Annotated in this window: 16 protein-coding genes and 2 tRNA genes; 15 read left to right on the top strand and 3 right to left on the bottom strand. The window is 72.1% G+C overall.

The window, feature by feature from the left end; translation table 11 throughout:
• The first annotated feature begins 148 nt into the window (after positions 1–148).
• From HF995_RS03190 to HF995_RS03120, 15 genes are all read left to right on the top strand, one after another.
• Complete coding sequence (locus HF995_RS03190) at positions 149–2185, top strand: Ig-like domain repeat protein (RefSeq protein ID WP_168446330.1); 2037 nt, start codon at positions 149–151, stop codon at positions 2183–2185.
• Between the two features lie 19 nt (positions 2186–2204).
• Positions 2205–3113, top strand: coding sequence for a sortase (locus HF995_RS03185; RefSeq protein ID WP_168446329.1), 909 nt, complete (start codon positions 2205–2207; stop codon positions 3111–3113).
• 80 nt (positions 3114–3193) lie between these two features.
• A complete protein-coding gene (locus tag HF995_RS03180; protein WP_168446968.1) occupies positions 3194–4078 on the top strand; it encodes a phosphate ABC transporter ATP-binding protein in 885 nt (294 codons plus the stop codon).
• A 52-nt stretch (positions 4079–4130) separates the two neighbouring features.
• Positions 4131–4997 carry an MYG1 family protein gene (locus HF995_RS03175; protein ID WP_168446328.1) on the top strand — a complete coding sequence of 289 codons (867 nt, stop codon included), beginning with the start codon at positions 4131–4133 and terminating at the stop codon, positions 4995–4997.
• 78 nt (positions 4998–5075) lie between these two features.
• Positions 5076–5147, top strand: a tRNA-Thr gene (locus tag HF995_RS03170).
• Between the two features lie 101 nt (positions 5148–5248).
• Positions 5249–5325 (top strand) — tRNA-Met (locus HF995_RS03165).
• Positions 5326–5406: 81 nt separating this feature from the next.
• Positions 5407–5577 (top strand): 50S ribosomal protein L33, encoded by a 171-nt coding sequence (gene rpmG, locus HF995_RS03160; protein ID WP_098457602.1) that lies wholly within the window; start codon positions 5407–5409, stop codon positions 5575–5577.
• 29 nt (positions 5578–5606) lie between these two features.
• Complete coding sequence (locus HF995_RS03155) at positions 5607–6062, top strand: FAS1-like dehydratase domain-containing protein (RefSeq protein WP_168446327.1); 456 nt, start codon at positions 5607–5609, stop codon at positions 6060–6062.
• A complete protein-coding gene (locus HF995_RS03150) occupies positions 6059–6487 on the top strand; it encodes a MaoC family dehydratase (protein WP_168446326.1) in 429 nt (142 codons plus the stop codon). Before HF995_RS03155 ends, HF995_RS03150 begins: the two co-directional genes overlap by 4 nt.
• Before the next feature lie 67 nt (positions 6488–6554).
• A complete protein-coding gene (locus tag HF995_RS03145; RefSeq protein WP_168446325.1) occupies positions 6555–7640 on the top strand; it encodes a LacI family DNA-binding transcriptional regulator in 1086 nt (361 codons plus the stop codon).
• Between the two features lie 144 nt (positions 7641–7784).
• Complete coding sequence (locus tag HF995_RS03140; protein WP_168446324.1) at positions 7785–9176, top strand: MFS transporter; 1392 nt, start codon at positions 7785–7787, stop codon at positions 9174–9176.
• A complete protein-coding gene (locus tag HF995_RS03135; RefSeq protein WP_168446323.1) occupies positions 9173–10423 on the top strand; it encodes an MFS transporter in 1251 nt (416 codons plus the stop codon). Before HF995_RS03140 ends, HF995_RS03135 begins: the two co-directional genes overlap by 4 nt.
• Positions 10420–11607, top strand: a complete 1188-nt coding sequence (locus HF995_RS03130; protein ID WP_168446322.1) for a UDP-N-acetylmuramate dehydrogenase — start codon at positions 10420–10422, stop codon at positions 11605–11607. The genes HF995_RS03135 and HF995_RS03130 overlap by 4 nt, the downstream gene beginning before the upstream one ends.
• 109 nt (positions 11608–11716) lie before the next feature.
• Positions 11717–12973 carry a phosphotransferase gene (locus HF995_RS03125; protein WP_168446321.1) on the top strand — a complete coding sequence of 419 codons (1257 nt, stop codon included), beginning with the start codon at positions 11717–11719 and terminating at the stop codon, positions 12971–12973.
• Between the two features lie 391 nt (positions 12974–13364).
• Positions 13365–13850, top strand: coding sequence for a hypothetical protein (locus HF995_RS03120; protein WP_168446320.1), 486 nt, complete (start codon positions 13365–13367; stop codon positions 13848–13850).
• Between the two features lie 39 nt (positions 13851–13889).
• Here the strand turns inward: HF995_RS03120 and HF995_RS03115 are convergent, their stop codons facing one another.
• Genes HF995_RS03115 through HF995_RS03105 form a run of 3 tightly spaced genes read right to left on the bottom strand, consistent with a single transcriptional unit; the run spans position 13890 to position 17177 of the window.
• Positions 13890–14552 carry a response regulator transcription factor gene (locus HF995_RS03115; RefSeq protein ID WP_168446319.1) on the bottom strand — a complete coding sequence of 221 codons (663 nt, stop codon included), beginning with the start codon at positions 14550–14552 and terminating at the stop codon, positions 13890–13892.
• The gene (locus tag HF995_RS03110; RefSeq protein WP_168446318.1) at positions 14530–16137 is read right to left on the bottom strand and encodes a sensor histidine kinase; all 1608 of its coding nucleotides are present in this window, start codon (positions 16135–16137) and stop codon (positions 14530–14532) included. Before HF995_RS03110 ends, HF995_RS03115 begins: the two co-directional genes overlap by 23 nt.
• Entirely contained in the window at positions 16134–17177 is a 1044-nt protein-coding gene (locus HF995_RS03105; protein ID WP_168446317.1) for an adenosine deaminase, read from the bottom strand. The genes HF995_RS03110 and HF995_RS03105 overlap by 4 nt, the downstream gene beginning before the upstream one ends.
• Between the last annotated feature and the right edge of the window lie 132 nt (positions 17178–17309).

Raw genomic sequence — 17309 nt, 5'->3', positions numbered from 1 at the left:
TGGGACCCGCACCGGCGGCTGGCATTCACCCTCTGGACGTCGCCCGGCCGTCGGTCGGCCATCCGCCGTGGTTAGCGTGCCGAACGTCACACCGAAGGCCAGGTCACAGGGACCTGGCTGCCCTGACTCGTCCCAGAGAGGACTCCTCATGAAGGTGACCCACGTCAGCAGGACCGGCCTCGGGCTCGGCCTTGCCGCGCTCGTGCTGTCCGCCTCGATCGTCCCTGCCCACGCGGACCCCGCGCCGGGCACGTTCGGCACCCTCGCCGGGCTCGGCTCCGACACCACGCAGGACGTCATGAACGGCCTTGCTGCTTCTGTCGGCGGCAACGTGCTCGCGTCGTACGACGCCAGCGGCGCGACGACCACGGTCGTCACGAAGGCGGGCAGCGCCGCGCTGCCGCGTGCCAACGGCTCGAGCGCTGGCCGCGACCTGCTGCGCGTCGCGATCGGGCAGGTCGAGTCGGCGGCGATCCCGGTCTCGGGTGCGCCGTCGCCCACCGTGACGACGGCGGACGTCGCGAACCTCGTCCAGTTCGCGCGCTCCTCGAGCGGAGCGGGCTCCGCAGCCGACGCCGAGGGCGTGCTGACGTACATCCCGTTCGGGGTCGACGCGGTCACGTACGCGGTCGCACCGGGCAGCGCGATCCCGGCGAACCTGACGAAGGCCGAGCTGACGTCGATCTTCAAGGGGGAGATCACGAAGGTAGCGGTCACGGCTGGCGGCGTCTCGCGTCTGCTCGTCGGCGCGGAGGCGCCCGCGGCGGGCGAGACGGTCGTCAACATCACGACGTTCATCCCGCAGGCCGGGTCGGGCACGCGGTCGTACTGGCTCGGTCAGATGGGCATCACCGAGAGCGACATCGCGGCCGGCACGTACGCGAACCTGCGCGCGGCGGACTACGCCGGCGCGGGCGTGCAGGAGCACAAGGGTGCCGCGCTCGTCTCGGGCACCGACGAGCAGGACCGTGGCGCGATCGTCCCGTTCTCGATCGCGCAGTGGGTCGCGCAGGGCAACGGCAAGTCGACCGACCACCGTGCGGGCGCGCTCCTGGGCGGCGTCGCAGGTCAGGTCGCGACGACCGGGGCTGCTGGCTCCTACGCCCTCAACCCCGCGTACAACGCGTACACGCGCCAGGTCTACAACATCGTGCCGTCTGCGCTCGCTGACGACCCGACGTCGCAGATCGCGAAGACGTTCGTGGGTGAGGGCTCCCTGGTCTGCAAGGACGCGGCGACGATCGCGGCGTACGGCTTCGGCCTGCTGACGGGATCCACGAAGTGCGGTGACACGTCGGTCCGTGCCTACAAGCCCTCGACGTCGACGACGACGCTCTCGGTCCCCGCGACCGCGACGGTGGGGACGGCTGTCTCGGCGAAGGTCGACGTGACGTCGTTCGGCAACGCCGGCGGCACCGTCCGTCTGGTCGACGGCGCGACGGTCCTGGCGTCGACGAAGGTCGCCCGTGGTGCGTCGAGCGCGACGCTCGCCTGGACCCCGACGGCGAACGGCACGCGTGCCGTCTCAGCCGTCTTCGTCCCGACGCTCCCGGGAGTGGGCGCCTCGCGCTCTGCCTCCTCGACGGTCGCCGTGACCGCCGTGCCGACGGCGCCTGCCGCGACGTCGTCCACGTCGGTGCTCGTGCCGGCGAAGGCGACGGTCGGCACGAAGGCCTCGGTGCGCGTCTCGGTCGTCTCCCGTGCTGCTACGGCGGGCACCGTGACGCTGTTCGCGGGGACCAAGCCGCTCGGCACGGCCAAGCTCGCAGGTTCCTCCGCCACGTTCACGGTCACCCCGGGTGCGACGTCGACGGCGCTGCGTGCGACGTTCTCGCCGGCTGACGCCTCGGTCGTCCGTGCGTCCTCCTCGGCGACGGTGACGCTCAAGGCGGCCAAGGCCAAGGCCACGGTCAAGGTCAAGGCGCCGAAGAAGGTCAAGGTCGGCGCTCGCGCCCAGGTGACCGTGTCGGTGTCCGCGAAGGGCGTCAAGCCTGCGGGGAAGATCGTCGTGAAGTCTGGCAAGCGGACGCTCGCGACGAAGACGCTGCCCCGGGGCAAGTCCTCGGTGAAGGTCACCCTGCCGCGTCTCGCTGCGGGGAAGCACAAGCTCACGGTGTCCTACACGGGCAGCAAGACCGTCAACGCGGCGAAGGCCAAGACGGTCACGCTCCGTTCCGCTCGCTGACCATCCGGAAGGAGCCGTCGTGACGACGATCGACCACACCCTGCTGCCCGACGTGGAGGGCGCCTGGCCGTCAGCCGGGCCGGCGCAGCAGGCGCGGTGGATCGGCACCGCGCTCGGCGTGGTGGCGCTGATCCTGCTGAGCGTCGTGCTGCAGGCGACCGTCGTGTCGCCCCTGCGGTACGCGCGTGACCAGCACGTCGCGTACGGCTCCTTCCGCCTCGAGCTGGCCGACGGCACCGCGCCGGTCGGGCAGCTCACGGCCGCGGACCGGCTCCTCGAGCCGGGCACCGCGGTCGCGACGGTCGAGGTGCCGCGCCTCGGGATCGACGAGGTCGTGCTCGAGGGCACGACCTCGTCGATCCTCCTGTCGGGTCCGGGCCACCGCCGCGACACGGTCCTGCCAGGGCAGGCGGGGGCCAGCGTCGTGATGGGGCGTCAGGCGGTCGCCGGGGGCCCGTTCGGTCGGCTGGACGAGCTCGTCCCGGGCGACGAGGTCCGTACGACGACGGGGCAGGGGGAGGCGGTCTACGAGGTCGTCGGCGTCCGGCGGTCCGGGGACCCGGTGCCGGCGCCGCTCGCGAGCGGGGCCGGGCGGCTGACGCTCGTGTCGGCGTCGGGCACGGCGTACCTGCCGACGGACGTCCTGCGGGTCGACGCGCGGCTCGTCACCCCGGCGCAGCCCACGCCGGTCGCGGCGGTGCAGCTCGCGGCGCTCGGCGGGCAGGAGGCCGCGTTCAGCGCGGACGTCTCGGGCTGGCCGACGGCGGTGCTCGCGCTGCTCGGGCTGGGTCTGGCGATCTCGGTGCTCGTCCTGCTGCGCCGGTGGTGGACGGTGGGGCCGGCGTGGGTGGTCGGGGCGCCGCTCGTGCTCCTCGCTGCCGTGCTCGCCTCCGAGCAGCTCCTCGTGATGCTGCCCAACCTGATCTGACCGCCACGACGATCAGGGCCACGTGTTCATCCGCCGTCCCTCTGCTCGTCATGCTGGCCCGGCACGCTGGTCCGGTGACCATGGAAGCGACGCAGACGATCCCCCGCCCCGCGCTGGCCGGCCTCGAGCCGCGTCCCGATGGCGCGACGCGCGCACCCGCGGCGCCCCCTCCCGAGGCGCTGCGCGCTGGGCCTGCCGAGCTGGAGGCGCGTGACGTCTCCGCGTGGTTCGGCAGCCACAAGGTGCTCGAGCGCGTGTCGCTGACGATGCCTGCGGGTGGGGTGACGGCGCTCATCGGCCCGTCCGGCTGCGGCAAGTCGACGTTCTTACGGATCCTCAACCGCATGCACGAGCTGGTTCCTTCTGCGGCGCTCGCGGGTGAGGTGCTGCTCGACGGCCAGGACGTCTATGACGCGCGGCGGCGGGTGACGGAGGCTCGCCGTGACATCGGCATGGTGTTCCAGAAGCCCAACCCGTTCCCGGCGATGTCGATCCAGGACAACGTGGTGGCGGGGCTCGCCCTGACGGGCGTGCGTTCCTCGGCGTCGCAGCGGGCTGAGCTCGTCGAGGAGTGCCTCACCAAGGCGGGCCTGTGGACCGAGGTCAAGGACCGGCTGCGGGCTCCCGGTGGGGGGCTCTCGGGCGGGCAGCAGCAGCGGCTCTGCATCGCGCGCTCGCTCGCCGTCCGTCCCCGGGTGCTGCTCATGGACGAGCCCTGCTCGGCGCTCGACCCGACGTCGACGCGGCGGGTCGAGGAGACGATCGCGGACCTCGCCGGTGAGGTGACGATCGTCATCGTGACCCACAACATGCAGCAGGCGGCGCGGGTCTCGGACCGGTGCGCGTTCTTCCTCGCCGAGGCGGGGACCCCGGGCGGGATCGTCGAGCACGGGCCGACGGCGGCGATGTTCGGCGCTCCGCAGGACCCGCGTACGCGGGACTATGTGGAGGGCCGGTTCGGCTGACGGGCCGGGCGCCCGTGCGTGGGGTGCCGGGTGCGCGGCATAGGGTGGCTCGGTGATCATCGCCACCCACAACGGGAAGTTCCATGCCGACGACGTGTTCGGCGTCGCCCTCCTGACGCAGCTGTTCCCCGACGCACAGGTCGTGCGCTCGCGCGACAAGGAGGTGCTCGACGGCGCGGACGTCGTGCTGGACGTGGGCGGTACGTACGACGCCGCTGCGCGCCGTTTCGACCACCACCAGCTCACGTCGGGTGCACGGCCGTCGGGCATCCTCTACTCGGCGTTCGGGCTGCTGTGGCAGCACTACGGCCTCGAGTTCTGCGGTGGTGACGAGCGCGTCTGGGGCAAGATCGACCGTCGTCTCGTGACGGCGATCGACGCGGTCGACAACGGCCAGGACCTCTACACGGTCTCCGACCTCGGCACGCCGCCGGTGGACGTGTCGACCGTGCTGGGGCTGTTCAACCCGATCGGCGAGGAGGAGAGCTTCGACTCGCAGTTCGAGGTCGCTGTGGGTTTCGCCACGCAGATCCTCACCCGGCTCAAGCGCTCCTACGAGGCAGGCTTCGCGGCGGAGGAGGAGTTCCTCGCTGCCTACCGCACGTCGTCGGACAAGCGTGTCGTCGTGCTCGACCGCTTCATGCCGCACGGCGGCATCGCGACGGCGCAGCCCGAGCTGCTCTACACCGTGTTCCCGGGCGCGACGGGCGCCTGGACCGTGCAGACGGTGCGGCCTGCGGGCTCGGAGTTCGGCTCGCGGAAGCCGTTCCCGGACGCGTGGCGCGGGCTCGACGGCGAGGCGCTCGCCGAGGTGACGGGCGTGCAGGACGCGGTGTTCTGCCACAAGGCGGCCTTCATCTGCGCGGCGCAGAGCCGTGAGGGAGCGCTGCGCCTCGTCGAGCTCGCCCTCGCGGACTGACGCCGGTCCGCGGTCGCGGAACCGCGGTATCGAGCCGATTTCGCTTCCTGCCGCAGAGCAGGTAGTGTTTTCCGCGCTGCCCCCGTAGCTCAGTGGTAGAGCGCAGTCTTGGTAAGACTGAGGTCATGGGTCCGATTCCCATCGGGGGCTCTGTTGGTGCTTTGTCGTCGATCGTGGGATCATTGTCCGCGCGATCGATGCTCGGACCTGGTTCGGTGAGCATCAGCGTGGTGTCGCACGACATCGTTCGAGGCGGGGTAGCTCAGCTGGTCAGAGCGCACGACTCATAATCGTGAGGTCGCGGGTTCGAGCCCCGCCTCCGCTACCAAGAACGACACCGCACGCCGGCCGGCGGCGCGCGGACACAGGAGCAATTGCACCCCCTGCGGGTGCGAGAGGTGGCAAGACCGTGGCTAGCAAGAGCACTGACGTTCGCCCCAAGATCACGCTCGCGTGCGTGGACTGCAAGGAGCGCAACTACATCACCAAGAAGAACCGTCGGAACGACCCCGACCGTCTCGAGCTTGCGAAGTTCTGCCCGCGCTGCGGCAAGAAGACCTCGCACCGCGAGACTCGCTGACCTTCGTCAGCTCGCCGCTGCCAGCCCTCGTGTCGATCAACGCGTCGTACGCCGGCCGTGAGTACGCTCCGAACGCGCCCTACCAGGTAGCGCGCGAGAAGATCCGCGAGTTCGCTGCAGCAACAGGCAACACCCACCCCGCGCACCTCGACTCCGAGGCAGCGCGGGGTTTGGGCTATCCGGACATCGTCGCGCCGGTCACGTTCGCGGTGATCATCGCGCAGCGCGCGGAGGCGCAGCTCATCGAGGACCCGGACGCGGGCATCGACTTCTCCCGCGTGGTCCACGCGGACGAGCGTTTCACCCACCACCGGCCGATCGTCGCCGGTGACGAGATCACCACGGTCCTGCACGTCGACGCCGTCGTCGAGCGCGCGGGTCTCGCGATGGTCACCACCCGCTGCGAGCTCTTCGGCGACGCCGCGCTGACCGACCATGTCGCGACCGTCCGGTCGACCCTCGCCGTGCGGGGAGGAGACGCATGAGCGCCCGGCCGCAGCTCGCCGATCTCGAGGTCGGCCAGGGAATCGGCACGCGCACGGTCGTGCTCGACCGCGCCAGCCTGGTCCGCTACGCCGGTGCGAGCGGGGACTTCAACCCGATCCACTGGAACGACGTCGTCGCGCAGTCGGTCGGCCTGCCCGGCGTGATCGCGCACGGCATGCTCACGATGGGCTCCGTCGTCGCGCTCGTGACGGACTGGGCCCAGGACCCGGGCGCCGTCGTCGACTACCAGACGCGGTTCTCCCGCCCTGTCACCGTGCCCAGCCCAGGAGCGAGCACGGTCGAGGTCACCGGCGTCGTCGGGGCCCTCGACGCTGAGGCGGGCACCGCCCGCATCGACCTGACGGTGACCTTCGAGGGCGCGCGCGTCCTCGCCAAGAGCCAGGCGGTCGTCCGCCTGGCCTGAGCCGGGACGATATGGTGCAGGCACCTGCGGTCATCCCGTGACGCGCGTGCCATGAAGGAGTTCCCGGATGTCTCGACGCCCCACGCTGTCGGACGTCGCCCGTGAGGCCGGCGTCTCGGTGTCGACCGCGTCGCTCGCGTTCTCCGGAGCGGGCCCCATCGCCGAGCAGACGCGCGAGCGCGTCCACGCTGCCGCCGCCACGCTCGGGTACGCCGGGCCCAACGCGCTCGGCCGCCAGCTCCGCTCGGGCCGCCACGGCATCGTCGGTGTCGTGATCGGGGACAAGGTCAAGCGCAGCTTTCGTGACCCGGTGTCGATCCAGATGCTCGACGGACTCGTCTCGACGCTGAGCGAGCTCCGTCTCGGCGTGATGCTCATCCCGGGCATGGAGTCGGACGAGAAGGGGGCGATGAAGGTCGACCCGCTGCTCGAGACGAGCGGCATGGATGTCGCCGTCCTCATCTGGGGTGCCCACGTGGACGACCCGCGGCTCGAGGTGCTGCGCCGCCGCTCCATCCCTGTCGTCATCGGCGAGGGCAACGCCGCGCCTGGTTGCTCCCTCGTGGCGATCGACGACCGCGGCGGCTTCGCGGAGCTCGCCGAGCACCTCTACGGGCTCGGGCACCGGCGAGTCGCGAACGTGACCCTCCCGTTCCGGATGGGCCGCAAGGCGGGCTGGATCGAGAACCCGCGTGACGAGGAGATCGACTGGACGCCGACGCGCAACCGTCTCGAGGCGCTCGAGGAGTCCCGGCTCGAGGTCGTCGCGACGTACGAGACGCCCGCGTCGCTCGTGGAGAGCGGCGCCGACGCGGCGCGGCTGATCCTCGACCCGGCGCGGTGGCCCGACCCGGCGAAGCGTCCGACGGCGATCGTCGCGCAGTCGGACCTCCTGGCGGCAGGTGTGGTGCTCGCTGCGCGCGAGATGGGTCTGCGCGTCCCGGAGGACGTGTCGGTCGTTGGTTTCGACGGCGTGGACCTGCCGTGGCTCGGGACGGACTCGTTGACGACGGTCACGCAGCCGCTCGAGGCGAAGGGGGAGGCGCTCGGGCACGCTGTCGACGCGCTGCTCCAGGGGCGTGGCGTGACGGAGGTCGTCCTGCCGGTCGAGCTGCGCGTGGGGACGACGACGGGTCCGCCGCCGGCGCTGTGACGAAGGTCGCCCGGGTTACCTGCTCGTGGCCAAGAATTTACGCCGATCTGCATTGACGAGGTTCCCTCCCCGCGAGGAGACTTGACCCGTCCTCGAAACGATTCGATCAACTTCGGGGTCCACACCCCGACCTGAGAGCAGACCATGAGCACGTCCCCGCCTGCAGCGCCCGCCGCTGCCGTCCCCGCACGCACCGTCACCGCCGCGCGCTGGTACCTGATGAGCCTCTTCGCGCTCCTCGGCATCATGATGTCGAGCTGGCTGTCGCGCCTGCCGTCGATCCGCAAGAGCCTCGGCATCGCGGAGTCCGAGCTCGGCGTCGTGCTGCTCGTCGGGGCGGTCGGGTCGCTGCTCATGGTCACCGCCGCGGGGCCGATCCTGCAGCGCTTCGGCTCGCGCCGCACGATGTCGGCTGCGACCGTCGGGTTCGTCACGGCCATGACCTTGCTCGCGATCGGCGTCGGCATCTCGTCGCTCCCGCTCGTGTGCGCGGGCATCTTCCTCAACGGCATGTCCTTCGCCCTCAACAACGTGCCGTTCAACGTCGAGTCCGCGCAGATCGAGCGCGCCGTCGGGCGCACGATCATCCCGCAGTTCCACGCCTGCTTCTCGATCGGCGCCCTGCTCGGCACGCTCCTCGGTGCCGCCGCGTCGTGGGGCGGCGTGTCCGTGCCGGTCCAGTTCGGCATCTCGGCGGGCGTGCTGCTCGTCTGGCGCCTCCTCGCGATCCCGCACGTCACCCTCGTCGAGCACGTCACAGCCCGCCCCGAGCCGACCGACGGTGACGTCGAGTTCCTCCGCCCCCGTCGGCGTCTCGGAGCGTCGCTCGCTGGGTGGCGCGAGAAGCGCACCCTCCTCCTCGGGCTCGTCATCATGGCGGCCTCGCTCTCCGAGGGAGCCGCGAACGACTGGCTCTCGATCTCCGTCGTCGACGACTTCGGTCGCACCGAGGCGACGGGCGCGATCGTGTTCGGCGTCTTCGTCGGCTCGATGACGGTCGTGCGGCTGGGCGGGACGGGTCTCATCGACCGCTACGGGCGCGTGCCCGTGCTGCGCGTCTCGGGGGTCGCGTCGATCGTCGGTCTCGCCCTGTTCGGTGCGGCGCCGTCCTTCGTGCTCGCCGTCGTCGGCGTGGCTCTGTGGGGCGCGGGCGCTGCGCTCGCGTACCCGATCGGCATCGCCGCTGCCTCGGACGACCCGCTCAAGGCGCCGTCGCGCGTCTCGGTCGTGTCCGCCTTCTCGTCGACCGCGTCGATCGCCGCGCCTCCGCTCCTCGGCTTCGCTGCCGAGCACCTGACGACGCGCTATGCGCTCACGCTCATCGTCGTCGGGCTCGTCGTGTCCGTGCTGCTCTCCGCGCAGGCACGCCGCCAGGAGGTGCGGACCCCGCTCGCACCGCTGCCCGGTGACGCGACCGCAGCCCGCGAGCCTGCGACCGACGGTCCTGCTGCCGAGGGGGAGACCGACCAGCTCGTGGCCCCGCACGCCGACACGGCGCACGACGAGGAAGAGGTGCTCCTGTGCACGACCCCGTGACCTCACCTGCCTCGTCCGAGGCCGCGCTCGCGCGCAAGGCGACCGTCGCCGCGTGGGCCGTCTTCGCGATCTTCGTCCTCAATGGCTTCAACTTCGCGTCGTGGGCCTCTCGTCTCGTCGGTGTGCGCAACTCGCTCGGTCTCAAGGAGACCGAGATGGGCATGCTCCTGCTGTTCGTCGCGTTCGGCTCGATCATCGCGCTCCCGCTCTCAGGCTGGATCATGGAGCGTCTCGGTGCGCGTCGCACGATCGTCGTCTTCGCGGCCATCAACGTCGTCGGGTACAGCATCGCGGCGTGGGCGATCGCTCAGGGCGACGTCGCCGTCCTGCGCGTCGCGCTCGTCGTCGTCGGCATCGGCACCGCGGTGTGGGACGCCGCGATGAACCTCGAGGGCGCGATCGTCGAGCAGGCGGTCGGCCGCACGATCATGCCGCGGCTGCACGCCGGGTTCTCCCTCGGCACGATCATCGGTTCGGCGCTCGGCGCGCTCATGGCGCGCCTCGGCGTCCCGGTGTCGTGGCACCTCCCCGGCGCCGTCGTGCTGAGCCTCGTGCTCGTCATGGTCGCGGTGCGTGCGCTGCTGCCGGCCGCTGGCCGCGAGCTCGACGAGCACGTTCCTGCGGCCGACGGCGAGGCCGCCGCCGCGGAGGAGCGAGGCTCGGTCTTCGGGGCGTGGCTCGAGCCGCGCACGATCCTGGTGGGCCTCATCGTCCTGGCTGCCGCGCTCACGGAAGGGTCGGCGAACGACTGGGTCGGGCTGGCCGTCGCCGACGGCTTCGGCAAGGACGAGGCCACGGGCGCGATGGCGCTCACGGTGTTCCTCGTCGCGATGACCGGCATGCGTCTGCTGGGCACGAACCTGCTCGACCGGCTCGGCCGTGTCACGGTCCTGCGCCTCCTCGGCGGTCTCGCGTTCTCAGGGCTCGCGCTGTTCGCGTTCGCGCCGTGGATGTGGCTCGCGCTCGTCGGCGTCGTGCTGTGGGGCTTCGGTGCCGCGCTGGGCTTCCCGGTGGGCATGAGCGCCGCGGCTGACGACCCGCGGCGCGCGGCCGCGCGCGTGAGCGTCGTCTCGACGATCGGTTACACGGCGTTCTTCATGGGCCCGCCGCTGATCGGCCTGCTCGCGGAGCACCTGGGGTACCGGCACGCGCTCGCGACGATCCTCGTCCCGGTCGCGCTCGGGCTCGTCATCGCGGGTGCCGCCACGCCGCTCGCGCGGCAGCCGCGCGATACCGTGGAGGGATGACCGCTCCGCTCGACGCCTCGACCCCTGCCGCTGCGACGCCCCCTGTCGCGGGCGCTTCTGCGCGCCTCGCCGACCTCACGACGCTCCGCGTCGGAGGTCCGGCTCGCTCGCTCGTCAGGGCGACGACGGAGGGCGAGCTGATCGACGCGGTGCGTGCCGCGGACGCTGACGGTGTCCCGGTCCTCGTGCTCGGCGGCGGCTCGAACCTTCTCGTCGCAGACGAGGGCTTCGACGGTGTGGTCGTCCAGGACGTCCGCTCGGGCGTGACGGTCGACATGGTCGACTCGTGCGGCGGCGGCAGCTTCCGCGTGCCGGCGGGGCACTCGTGGGACGCGCTGGTCGAGCAGGCGGTCGCGGAGCGTTTCGTCGGGCTCGAGGCGCTGTCGGGCATCCCGGGCACGGTGGGTGCGGCGCCTGTGCAGAACATCGGGGCGTACGGGCAGGAGGTCGCCGGGGTGATCTCGACCGTGCGCGTCTACGACCGCGTGCTCGGACGAGCGCGCCTCCTCGCTGTGGGCGAGCTCGGCCTCGGCTACCGGACGTCGCTCCTCAAGCGCTCGATGCACCAGCCCGACGACGACGGGCGGGTCTGGACGCCGTCGCCGCGCTACGTCGTGCTGGAGGTCGCGTTCCAGACACGGCTCGGCACGCTTTCGCCGGAGGTCGCGTACCCGGAGCTGGCGCGCCGCCTCGGCGTCGAGGTCGGTACCCGTGCCGAGATCGCGCAGGTGCGCGCGGCGGTGCTCGAGCTGCGTGCGGGCAAGGGGATGCTCGCGGGCCCTGCGAGCGACCACGACACGTGGAGCGCCGGCTCGTTCTTCATGAACCCGGTCGTGCGCGCGGCGGACGCTGCGTCGCTCCCGGAGGGCGCGCCGCGCTTCGAGGTGCGCAGCTCGCTTCCTGAGGTCACGACGGGGCCGGCCCTCGGGGCGGTCGACGCGTCGCTCGTCAAGACGAGCGCGGCGTGGCTCATCGAGCGTGCGGGCTTCGGCAAGGGGTTCGGTGTGCACGGGGAGGAGAGCCGTGCCCGCCTGTCGACGAAGCACGCGCTCGCGCTCACGAACCGGGGCCAGGCGACCGCAGCCGACGTCGTCGAGCTCGCGCGTGCGGTGCGCGACGGCGTGCGTGACGCGTTCGGGATAGAGCTGGTCCCCGAGCCGGTCATGGTGGGCGTCACGCTGTGACGAGAGGTACGAGCGGTGTCGCGCGGCGAGGGTGTCATCAGGCGGTATCGGGGTGAGTGCGTGGGTTGTTGACGAGCGCGGTACCGGGGAGTCGTTGTCTACTGGAGACATGACGACGATCGCGACCTCTGCGCCGCGGCTCACGCGCGCGCAGCGGGCGGAGCAGGAGGCGGCCGACATCGGCTGGCTCACGGGTACCGAAGGACTTGCTGCGCTCGAGGCGGTCGTGCGTTCGGCCGGAGCGACCCTCGTGTCGGCTGTCGTGCACGAGGTGCACCACCGGCCAGGCGCGGGGGTGACGGTGGGCTTCGACGCGCGCGTCGCGACGGCGGCCGACCCGCTCGAGCGCGCGGAGTACATCCTCCTGACCACGGGCCAGGTGGAGGTGCCTGCCAGTCCTGCGAGCGGCATCGTGCGTCTCCAGAACGGTGAGCGCGTCCTGCACGCGTGGAAGCACCCGGCAGACCCGGCGCTGCCGGGTCTGCCGATCGCGTCGGACGTGACGCGCGCTGCTGCGCGCACCCGCCTCGACGAGGACCCGGGGACCGCGGTGCTCGAGCTGATCGGCTACCGGCCCATGCGCCGGGCCGTGCTGAGCCTCACGTCGCAGCGGCGCCGCGTCTTCCTCAAGGTCGTGCGTCCGGACCAGCTCGACGGCCTGCTCGCGCGCAACCGTTACGCCGAGCCGGCGGGTGCGCCCCCGGTGCTCGACGTGTGGGACGAGTCGGTGCTCGTGTTCCCGCAGGCGCAGGGCGAGCCCCTTCCTGAGCTGCTGGCGCGCGACGGCGCGGCGAGCGTCGACCCGCGTGACCTCCTCACGTGCCTCGACTCGATCCACCCGGACGCTGTGACGCTCCCGTTGCGTCGGCCGTGGGCCGAGCGCTCGGCGCACTATGCCGACGCGGCGTGCAACGTCCTGCCGGACCAGGCGGACCGCATCCGGCATCTCGAGTCGCGGATCGCGTCGCTCATCGAGCGCTTCCCGCGCGGCCCTGTGGTGCCGACGCACGGAGACTTCCACGCGGCGAACATCCTCATGACGGGCGCGGCCGTGACGGCGCTGCTCGACGTCGACACGATCGGACCGGGGCAGCGCGTCGACGACCTCGCGTGCCTGCTGGGGCACATGGCGGTCCTCCCGTGCCTCGCCCCGGAGACGTATCCCCTCGTCCCGACGACGCTGCGGCGGTGGATGTCGGTCTTCGACAGCACTGTCCACCCGGGTGCGCTGCGGGTGCGTGCGGCCGGGGTCGTGCTCTCGCTCCTGGCGAGCATGCCGGCGAACGACACGAGCGAGGCGGCTCGGACCGACGCGCTCGGGCGGCTCGCTGTCGCTGAACAGCTCCTCTCTGAGGTGCGCGACTAGGCGGCACGTGTTCGCCCTGGGCATCATGAGAGCAATCTCATGGCGTCTCGGCTCGCAGAACCTGGCAGGTGCCGTAACAATAGAAATGTCCGAAGAGATCGGGGGCTGCGTTCCCTGTCGCGCCTCGGTCGAACGGTCACCTCGGCCTTCGGGTCGGTGGATGAAGTAGCCCCCGGTTTCCCCTGGCCGGCTGGGCTTTGAGGGCCCGTCGTTTCCCCCGGACGACGGGCCCTCCTCATGCCTGCGGACGGTCGCGGCACCGGTCGCCTGCCTCGGATGAGAGGTGTCTCATCCGGGGCTTTCCGTCTCCTCACACAAGACGTTCATGATCGACTCAGGATGCCCCGTGAGGGGACGCGAAGCCGGCGTCGGCCGGAGAACGGAGCCAGTCATGAGCCAGCCCCGCGTGTGGATCGTCACCGGAGTCATCGGCGTGCTCGGTGGTGGCGCGTCGGCGGCAGCAGCGGCCGCCCAGGATGCGCCTGCTCGCGACGTCGCCCCGGCCGTCCAGGTCGCTGGCGCGAGCGCGGCTGCTCAGGAGGTCGCGTCGGTCACCCGCGCGGCGAGCGACGTCGCCGACCGTGCGACCCTCGTCGGCCCGGCGAGCACCACGACGACGGTCACGGTGATCACTCCGGGGACGGTCGTGTCGCCCGTGTCCGTCGTCTCCGCCCCGTCGCCGCAGACCGTCGTCTCGACGCAGTCGACCCCGAGCCCGACCACGACGGCCTCGCCGGTCGAGACTCCCTCACCCGTCTCGACGGCGTCGCCGGTGTCGGTGCAGACCGCGCCGAGCCCCGTCTCCACGAAGTCGCCCGTGTCGGCGAAGAGCCCTGTCTCTGCGCCGTCGGCCCCGAGCCCGCGCTCGGCGGGCTGACCGCCCGGATCGATGCCCGGGAGGGCCACGTCGGCGCCCTCAGGCTCCGAGCCGGTAGCCCATCCCTCGGACGGTCGTGATGACGGACGCTCCGAGCTTTTGCCGCAGGTACCGCACGTACACGTCGACGACGTTCGACCCGGGGTCGAAGTCGTAGCCCCACACGCGGGACAGGAGCTGCTCGCGGCTGAGCACCTGCTCGGGGTTGCGCAGGAACGTCTCGAGGAGGGTGAACTCGCGCGCCGACAGGTCGACCGTGACGTCGTCGAGCGACGCGCGTCGTGAGCGCAGGTCGAGCGAGAGCCTCCCGTGCCGCAGCACGGTGGGCTCCGCGGTGCCGACGTCGGTGCGCAGCCGCAGCCGGATGCGCGCGAGCAGCTCGTCGAACCCGAACGGCTTGGTCATGTAGTCGTCGGCGCCGCCCTCGAGACCTGCGACGGTGTCCGCGGCCGAGCCGCGTGCCGTGAGGATGATGACGGGGACGGTGTTGCCCGTGCCGCGGATGCGGTCGAGCAGCGCGAAGCCTTCCTCGTCCGGGAGGCCGAGGTCGAGGACGACGAGGTCGAAGTGGCCGGACTGGGCGTGGTCGAAGCCCTCGGCGGCGGTCGCGACAGCGGTGCAGCTGAAGCCGGCTGCCGTGAGCCCTCGGACGACGAACGACGCGATGCGCGCCTCGTCCTCAATGATGAGGATCGATGCCATCGACCTCCCCCTCCGCCGTGTGCTGGGCGTCCTGCGTCCCATTGTCCCGCGTGCGGGCCTGCCCGCGCCCGTTGTCCGCCTCCAGGTGTCTGGCGCGGTCCGGGAACGTCAGGGTGAACGTCGCGCCCTCCCCGGGTCGTGAGCGCACCGTCACGGTGCCGCCGTGCGCGGCCGCGATCGCCGAGACGATCGACAGGCCGATGCCGGAGCCCTCGGAGTCGTCCAGGGAGGTGCCGCGGTGGAACCGGTCGAAGATCCTCGGCTGCTCGTCGAGCTCGATGCCCTCGCCCTCGTCGCGGACCCAGATGCGGCACGTGCCGTCGGCGTCCGTCTCGGAGCCGATCGCGATCGTGGAGCCGTCGGGGGAGTGCCTCGCTGCGTTGGCGGCGAGCTGGACGACTGCCTGCGCGATGCGCTGCGCGTCGAGCTGGGCGACGCCGTCGGCCCGGGCGTCGACGACCCAGCGGCGTTCGGCGAGGGGGCGCAGCGTGTCGAGGAGGTCGTCAGTGAGGCGTCCGACGTCGGTCGGCGCGGGGCGGACGAAGTCGGGTCGGTCGACACGGGCGAGGGTCATGAGGTCGTCGACGAGGCGGCTCATGCGTGCGAGCTCGAAGAGCGCGACGTCGCGCGCTGCGATCACGTCGCGCGGGTCGTCGGCGTCCATGAGCTCGAGGTGTCCGCGGACGATCGTCAGGGGTGTGCGCAGCTCGTGCCCGACGTCGTCGAGCAGCGTGCGCTGCGACCGGAACACGTTCTGGAGCCGGTCGAGCATCGCGTTGACGGTCGCGGTGAGGCGGGCGAGGTCGTCCGCGCCGGTGACAGGGATGCGCAGGGACAGGTCGGACTCGGAGATCCGGCGCGCCGTCTCGTCGAGCCGTCGGATCGGCGCGAGGAGGCGGCCGGCGACGAACCACCCGACAGCGCCGACGGCGGCGAGCGCGACGACGCTCATGATCGCGAGCGTCGAGAACACCTGGGTCGAGCGTGCGCGCTCGACGTCGCGGTCGTACGCGACCACGAGCGCGCCGTGCGTCGTGTCGACGCTCTCGGCGGGCACGCCGTCGGGCGGGGTCACGTGCACGGGGACGACGACGTACCGGTAGGTGCGCTCGGACGTGCGGGTCGTGCGCAGCGAGGCGGACGGCGCGGTCGTCGCGCCTGCGAGGGCGGCGACGAGCTCGGGGTCGTCCTCGAGCCGCAGTGCGACGGACGAAGGGGCGGTCAGGGCGACCTTGTCGCCGACGAGCCCGACCATGCCCTCGTTGGGGCCGGGGATGGTGAGCCGCATCGAGGCGTAGACGAGGTCGCGAGCCGACCCGAACGGGCGACCGGTGCCGGGGTCGGTGCCTGACTCGGCGAGCGTCGTGAACGTCTCGAGGCGCAGGAGGAGGTCGCTGTCCATGCGGTCGTCCGCTGCGCGGGTCTGCAGGGCGAGGGCGGTCGAGGCGGCGAGCAGCATGCCGACCGCGCTGAGGGTGAGCACGGTGAGGAGGATGCGCGCGCGTACCGACGTGCGGTCGACCGCGGTGCGCAGGCGCGCCCACCAGCCGACGCGCGCAGTGCCCGTGGTGCCGCCGGTGGTCATGGCCGCGGCGCGCCCGACGGCGGGGGAGCGGCGAGCCAGGCGTCGATGCCGGCGAGGAGCCGGGCGACGGTCGCGCTGCTCGCGCGCGACGCGCGCACGGACGCGCGGGCGAGGTCGGCGAGCACCTCGTCGGGGAGGCCGTGCTCGTGCCGGGCGAGCTCGTACTGGGCGGTCAGCCTGCTGCCGAACAGCAGCGGGTCGTCGGCGCCGAGGGCGACCTGCGTGCCGGCGTCGAGCAGGGTCGTGAGCGGCACCTCCGCGGCCTTGTCGTAGACGCCGAGCGAGACGTTCGAGGACGGGCACACCTCGAGGGCGACGCCCTGGCGGACGATCGTGTCGAGCAGGCGCGGGTCTTCGGCGGCGCGGACGCCGTGCCCGAGCCGGCGAGGCCCGAGCTCGGCGAGCACGACCTCGATGTGGTCGGGGCCCAGCAGCTCGCCGCCGTGGGGCACGGCTGCGAGGTCGCCGTGCGCGGCGATGCGGAAGGCGTGCGCGAACTCGTCGGTGCGGCCGCGTCGCTCGTCGTTGGAGAGCCCGAACCCGACGACGTCGCCCGCGCCCGTCCCGGCGTAGCGCACCGCGAGCCGCGCCAAGGTCCGCGCCTCGAGCGGGTGCCGCATCCGCGAGGCGGCGACGATCACGGCGACCTCGGTCCCTGTCGCGGCGGAGGCGGTGCGCGCTTCGTCGAGGACGATCTCGAGGGCGGGCGTGATGCCGCCCACGTGCGGCGCGTACGACGTCGGGTCCACCTGGATCTCGAGTCGGCCCGAGCCTTCCGCGGCGTCGTCCTCCGCGGCTTCGCGGACGATCCGGCGCATGTCGGCCTCGGTGCGCACGCATGCTCGTGCGGCGTCGTACAGGCGCTGGAACCGGAACCAGCCCCGTTCTGTCGCGGTGACCTGGAGCGGGGTGCCGCTCAGGAGGGCGGCGGGGAGGCGCATGCCGTGCTGCTGTGCAAGGTCGACGAGGGTGCTGGGCCGCATGGACCCGGTGAAGTGCAGGTGGAGGTGCGCCTTCGGCAGGGTCGCGAGGTCTCGCATCAGCCCAGTGTCGCAGAGCACACCTCTGCGTGCGGAGGCAGCCCGGTTTGGGTGTCGTGGGACCCAGCGGGTACAGTGTCCTGTCGGTGGTTGATATCCACTCTGATGGTCTGCGCCCGCAGACCGCTCGGA

It is taken from the genome of Sanguibacter hominis ATCC BAA-789 (assembly GCF_012396185.1).
In the GTDB taxonomy this organism is placed as follows: Bacteria; Actinomycetota; Actinomycetes; order Actinomycetales; family Cellulomonadaceae; genus Flavimobilis; species Flavimobilis hominis.
This window is presented reverse-complemented; position numbering and strand designations above follow the sequence as displayed.

Excerpts from the sequence above, each read along its gene's own strand:
- HF995_RS03190 (WP_168446330.1), top strand. The coding sequence starts at position 149 with ATGAAGGTGACCCACGTCAGCAGGACCGGCCTCGGGCTCGGCCTTGCC.
- HF995_RS03180 (WP_168446968.1), top strand. The coding sequence starts at position 3,194 with ATGGAAGCGACGCAGACGATCCCCCGCCCCGCGCTGGCCGGCCTCGAG.
- HF995_RS03150 (WP_168446326.1), top strand. The coding sequence starts at position 6,059 with ATGAGCGCCCGGCCGCAGCTCGCCGATCTCGAGGTCGGCCAGGGAATC.
- HF995_RS03145 (WP_168446325.1), top strand. The coding sequence starts at position 6,555 with ATGTCTCGACGCCCCACGCTGTCGGACGTCGCCCGTGAGGCCGGCGTC.
- HF995_RS03140 (WP_168446324.1), top strand. The coding sequence starts at position 7,785 with ATGAGCACGTCCCCGCCTGCAGCGCCCGCCGCTGCCGTCCCCGCACGC.
- HF995_RS03130 (WP_168446322.1), top strand. The coding sequence starts at position 10,420 with ATGACCGCTCCGCTCGACGCCTCGACCCCTGCCGCTGCGACGCCCCCT.
- HF995_RS03125 (WP_168446321.1), top strand. The coding sequence starts at position 11,717 with ATGACGACGATCGCGACCTCTGCGCCGCGGCTCACGCGCGCGCAGCGG.
- HF995_RS03120 (WP_168446320.1), top strand. The coding sequence starts at position 13,365 with ATGAGCCAGCCCCGCGTGTGGATCGTCACCGGAGTCATCGGCGTGCTC.
- HF995_RS03115 (WP_168446319.1), bottom strand. The coding sequence starts at position 14,552 with ATGGCATCGATCCTCATCATTGAGGACGAGGCGCGCATCGCGTCGTTC.
- HF995_RS03110 (WP_168446318.1), bottom strand. The coding sequence starts at position 16,137 with ATGACCACCGGCGGCACCACGGGCACTGCGCGCGTCGGCTGGTGGGCG.
- HF995_RS03105 (WP_168446317.1), bottom strand. The coding sequence starts at position 17,177 with ATGCGAGACCTCGCGACCCTGCCGAAGGCGCACCTCCACCTGCACTTC.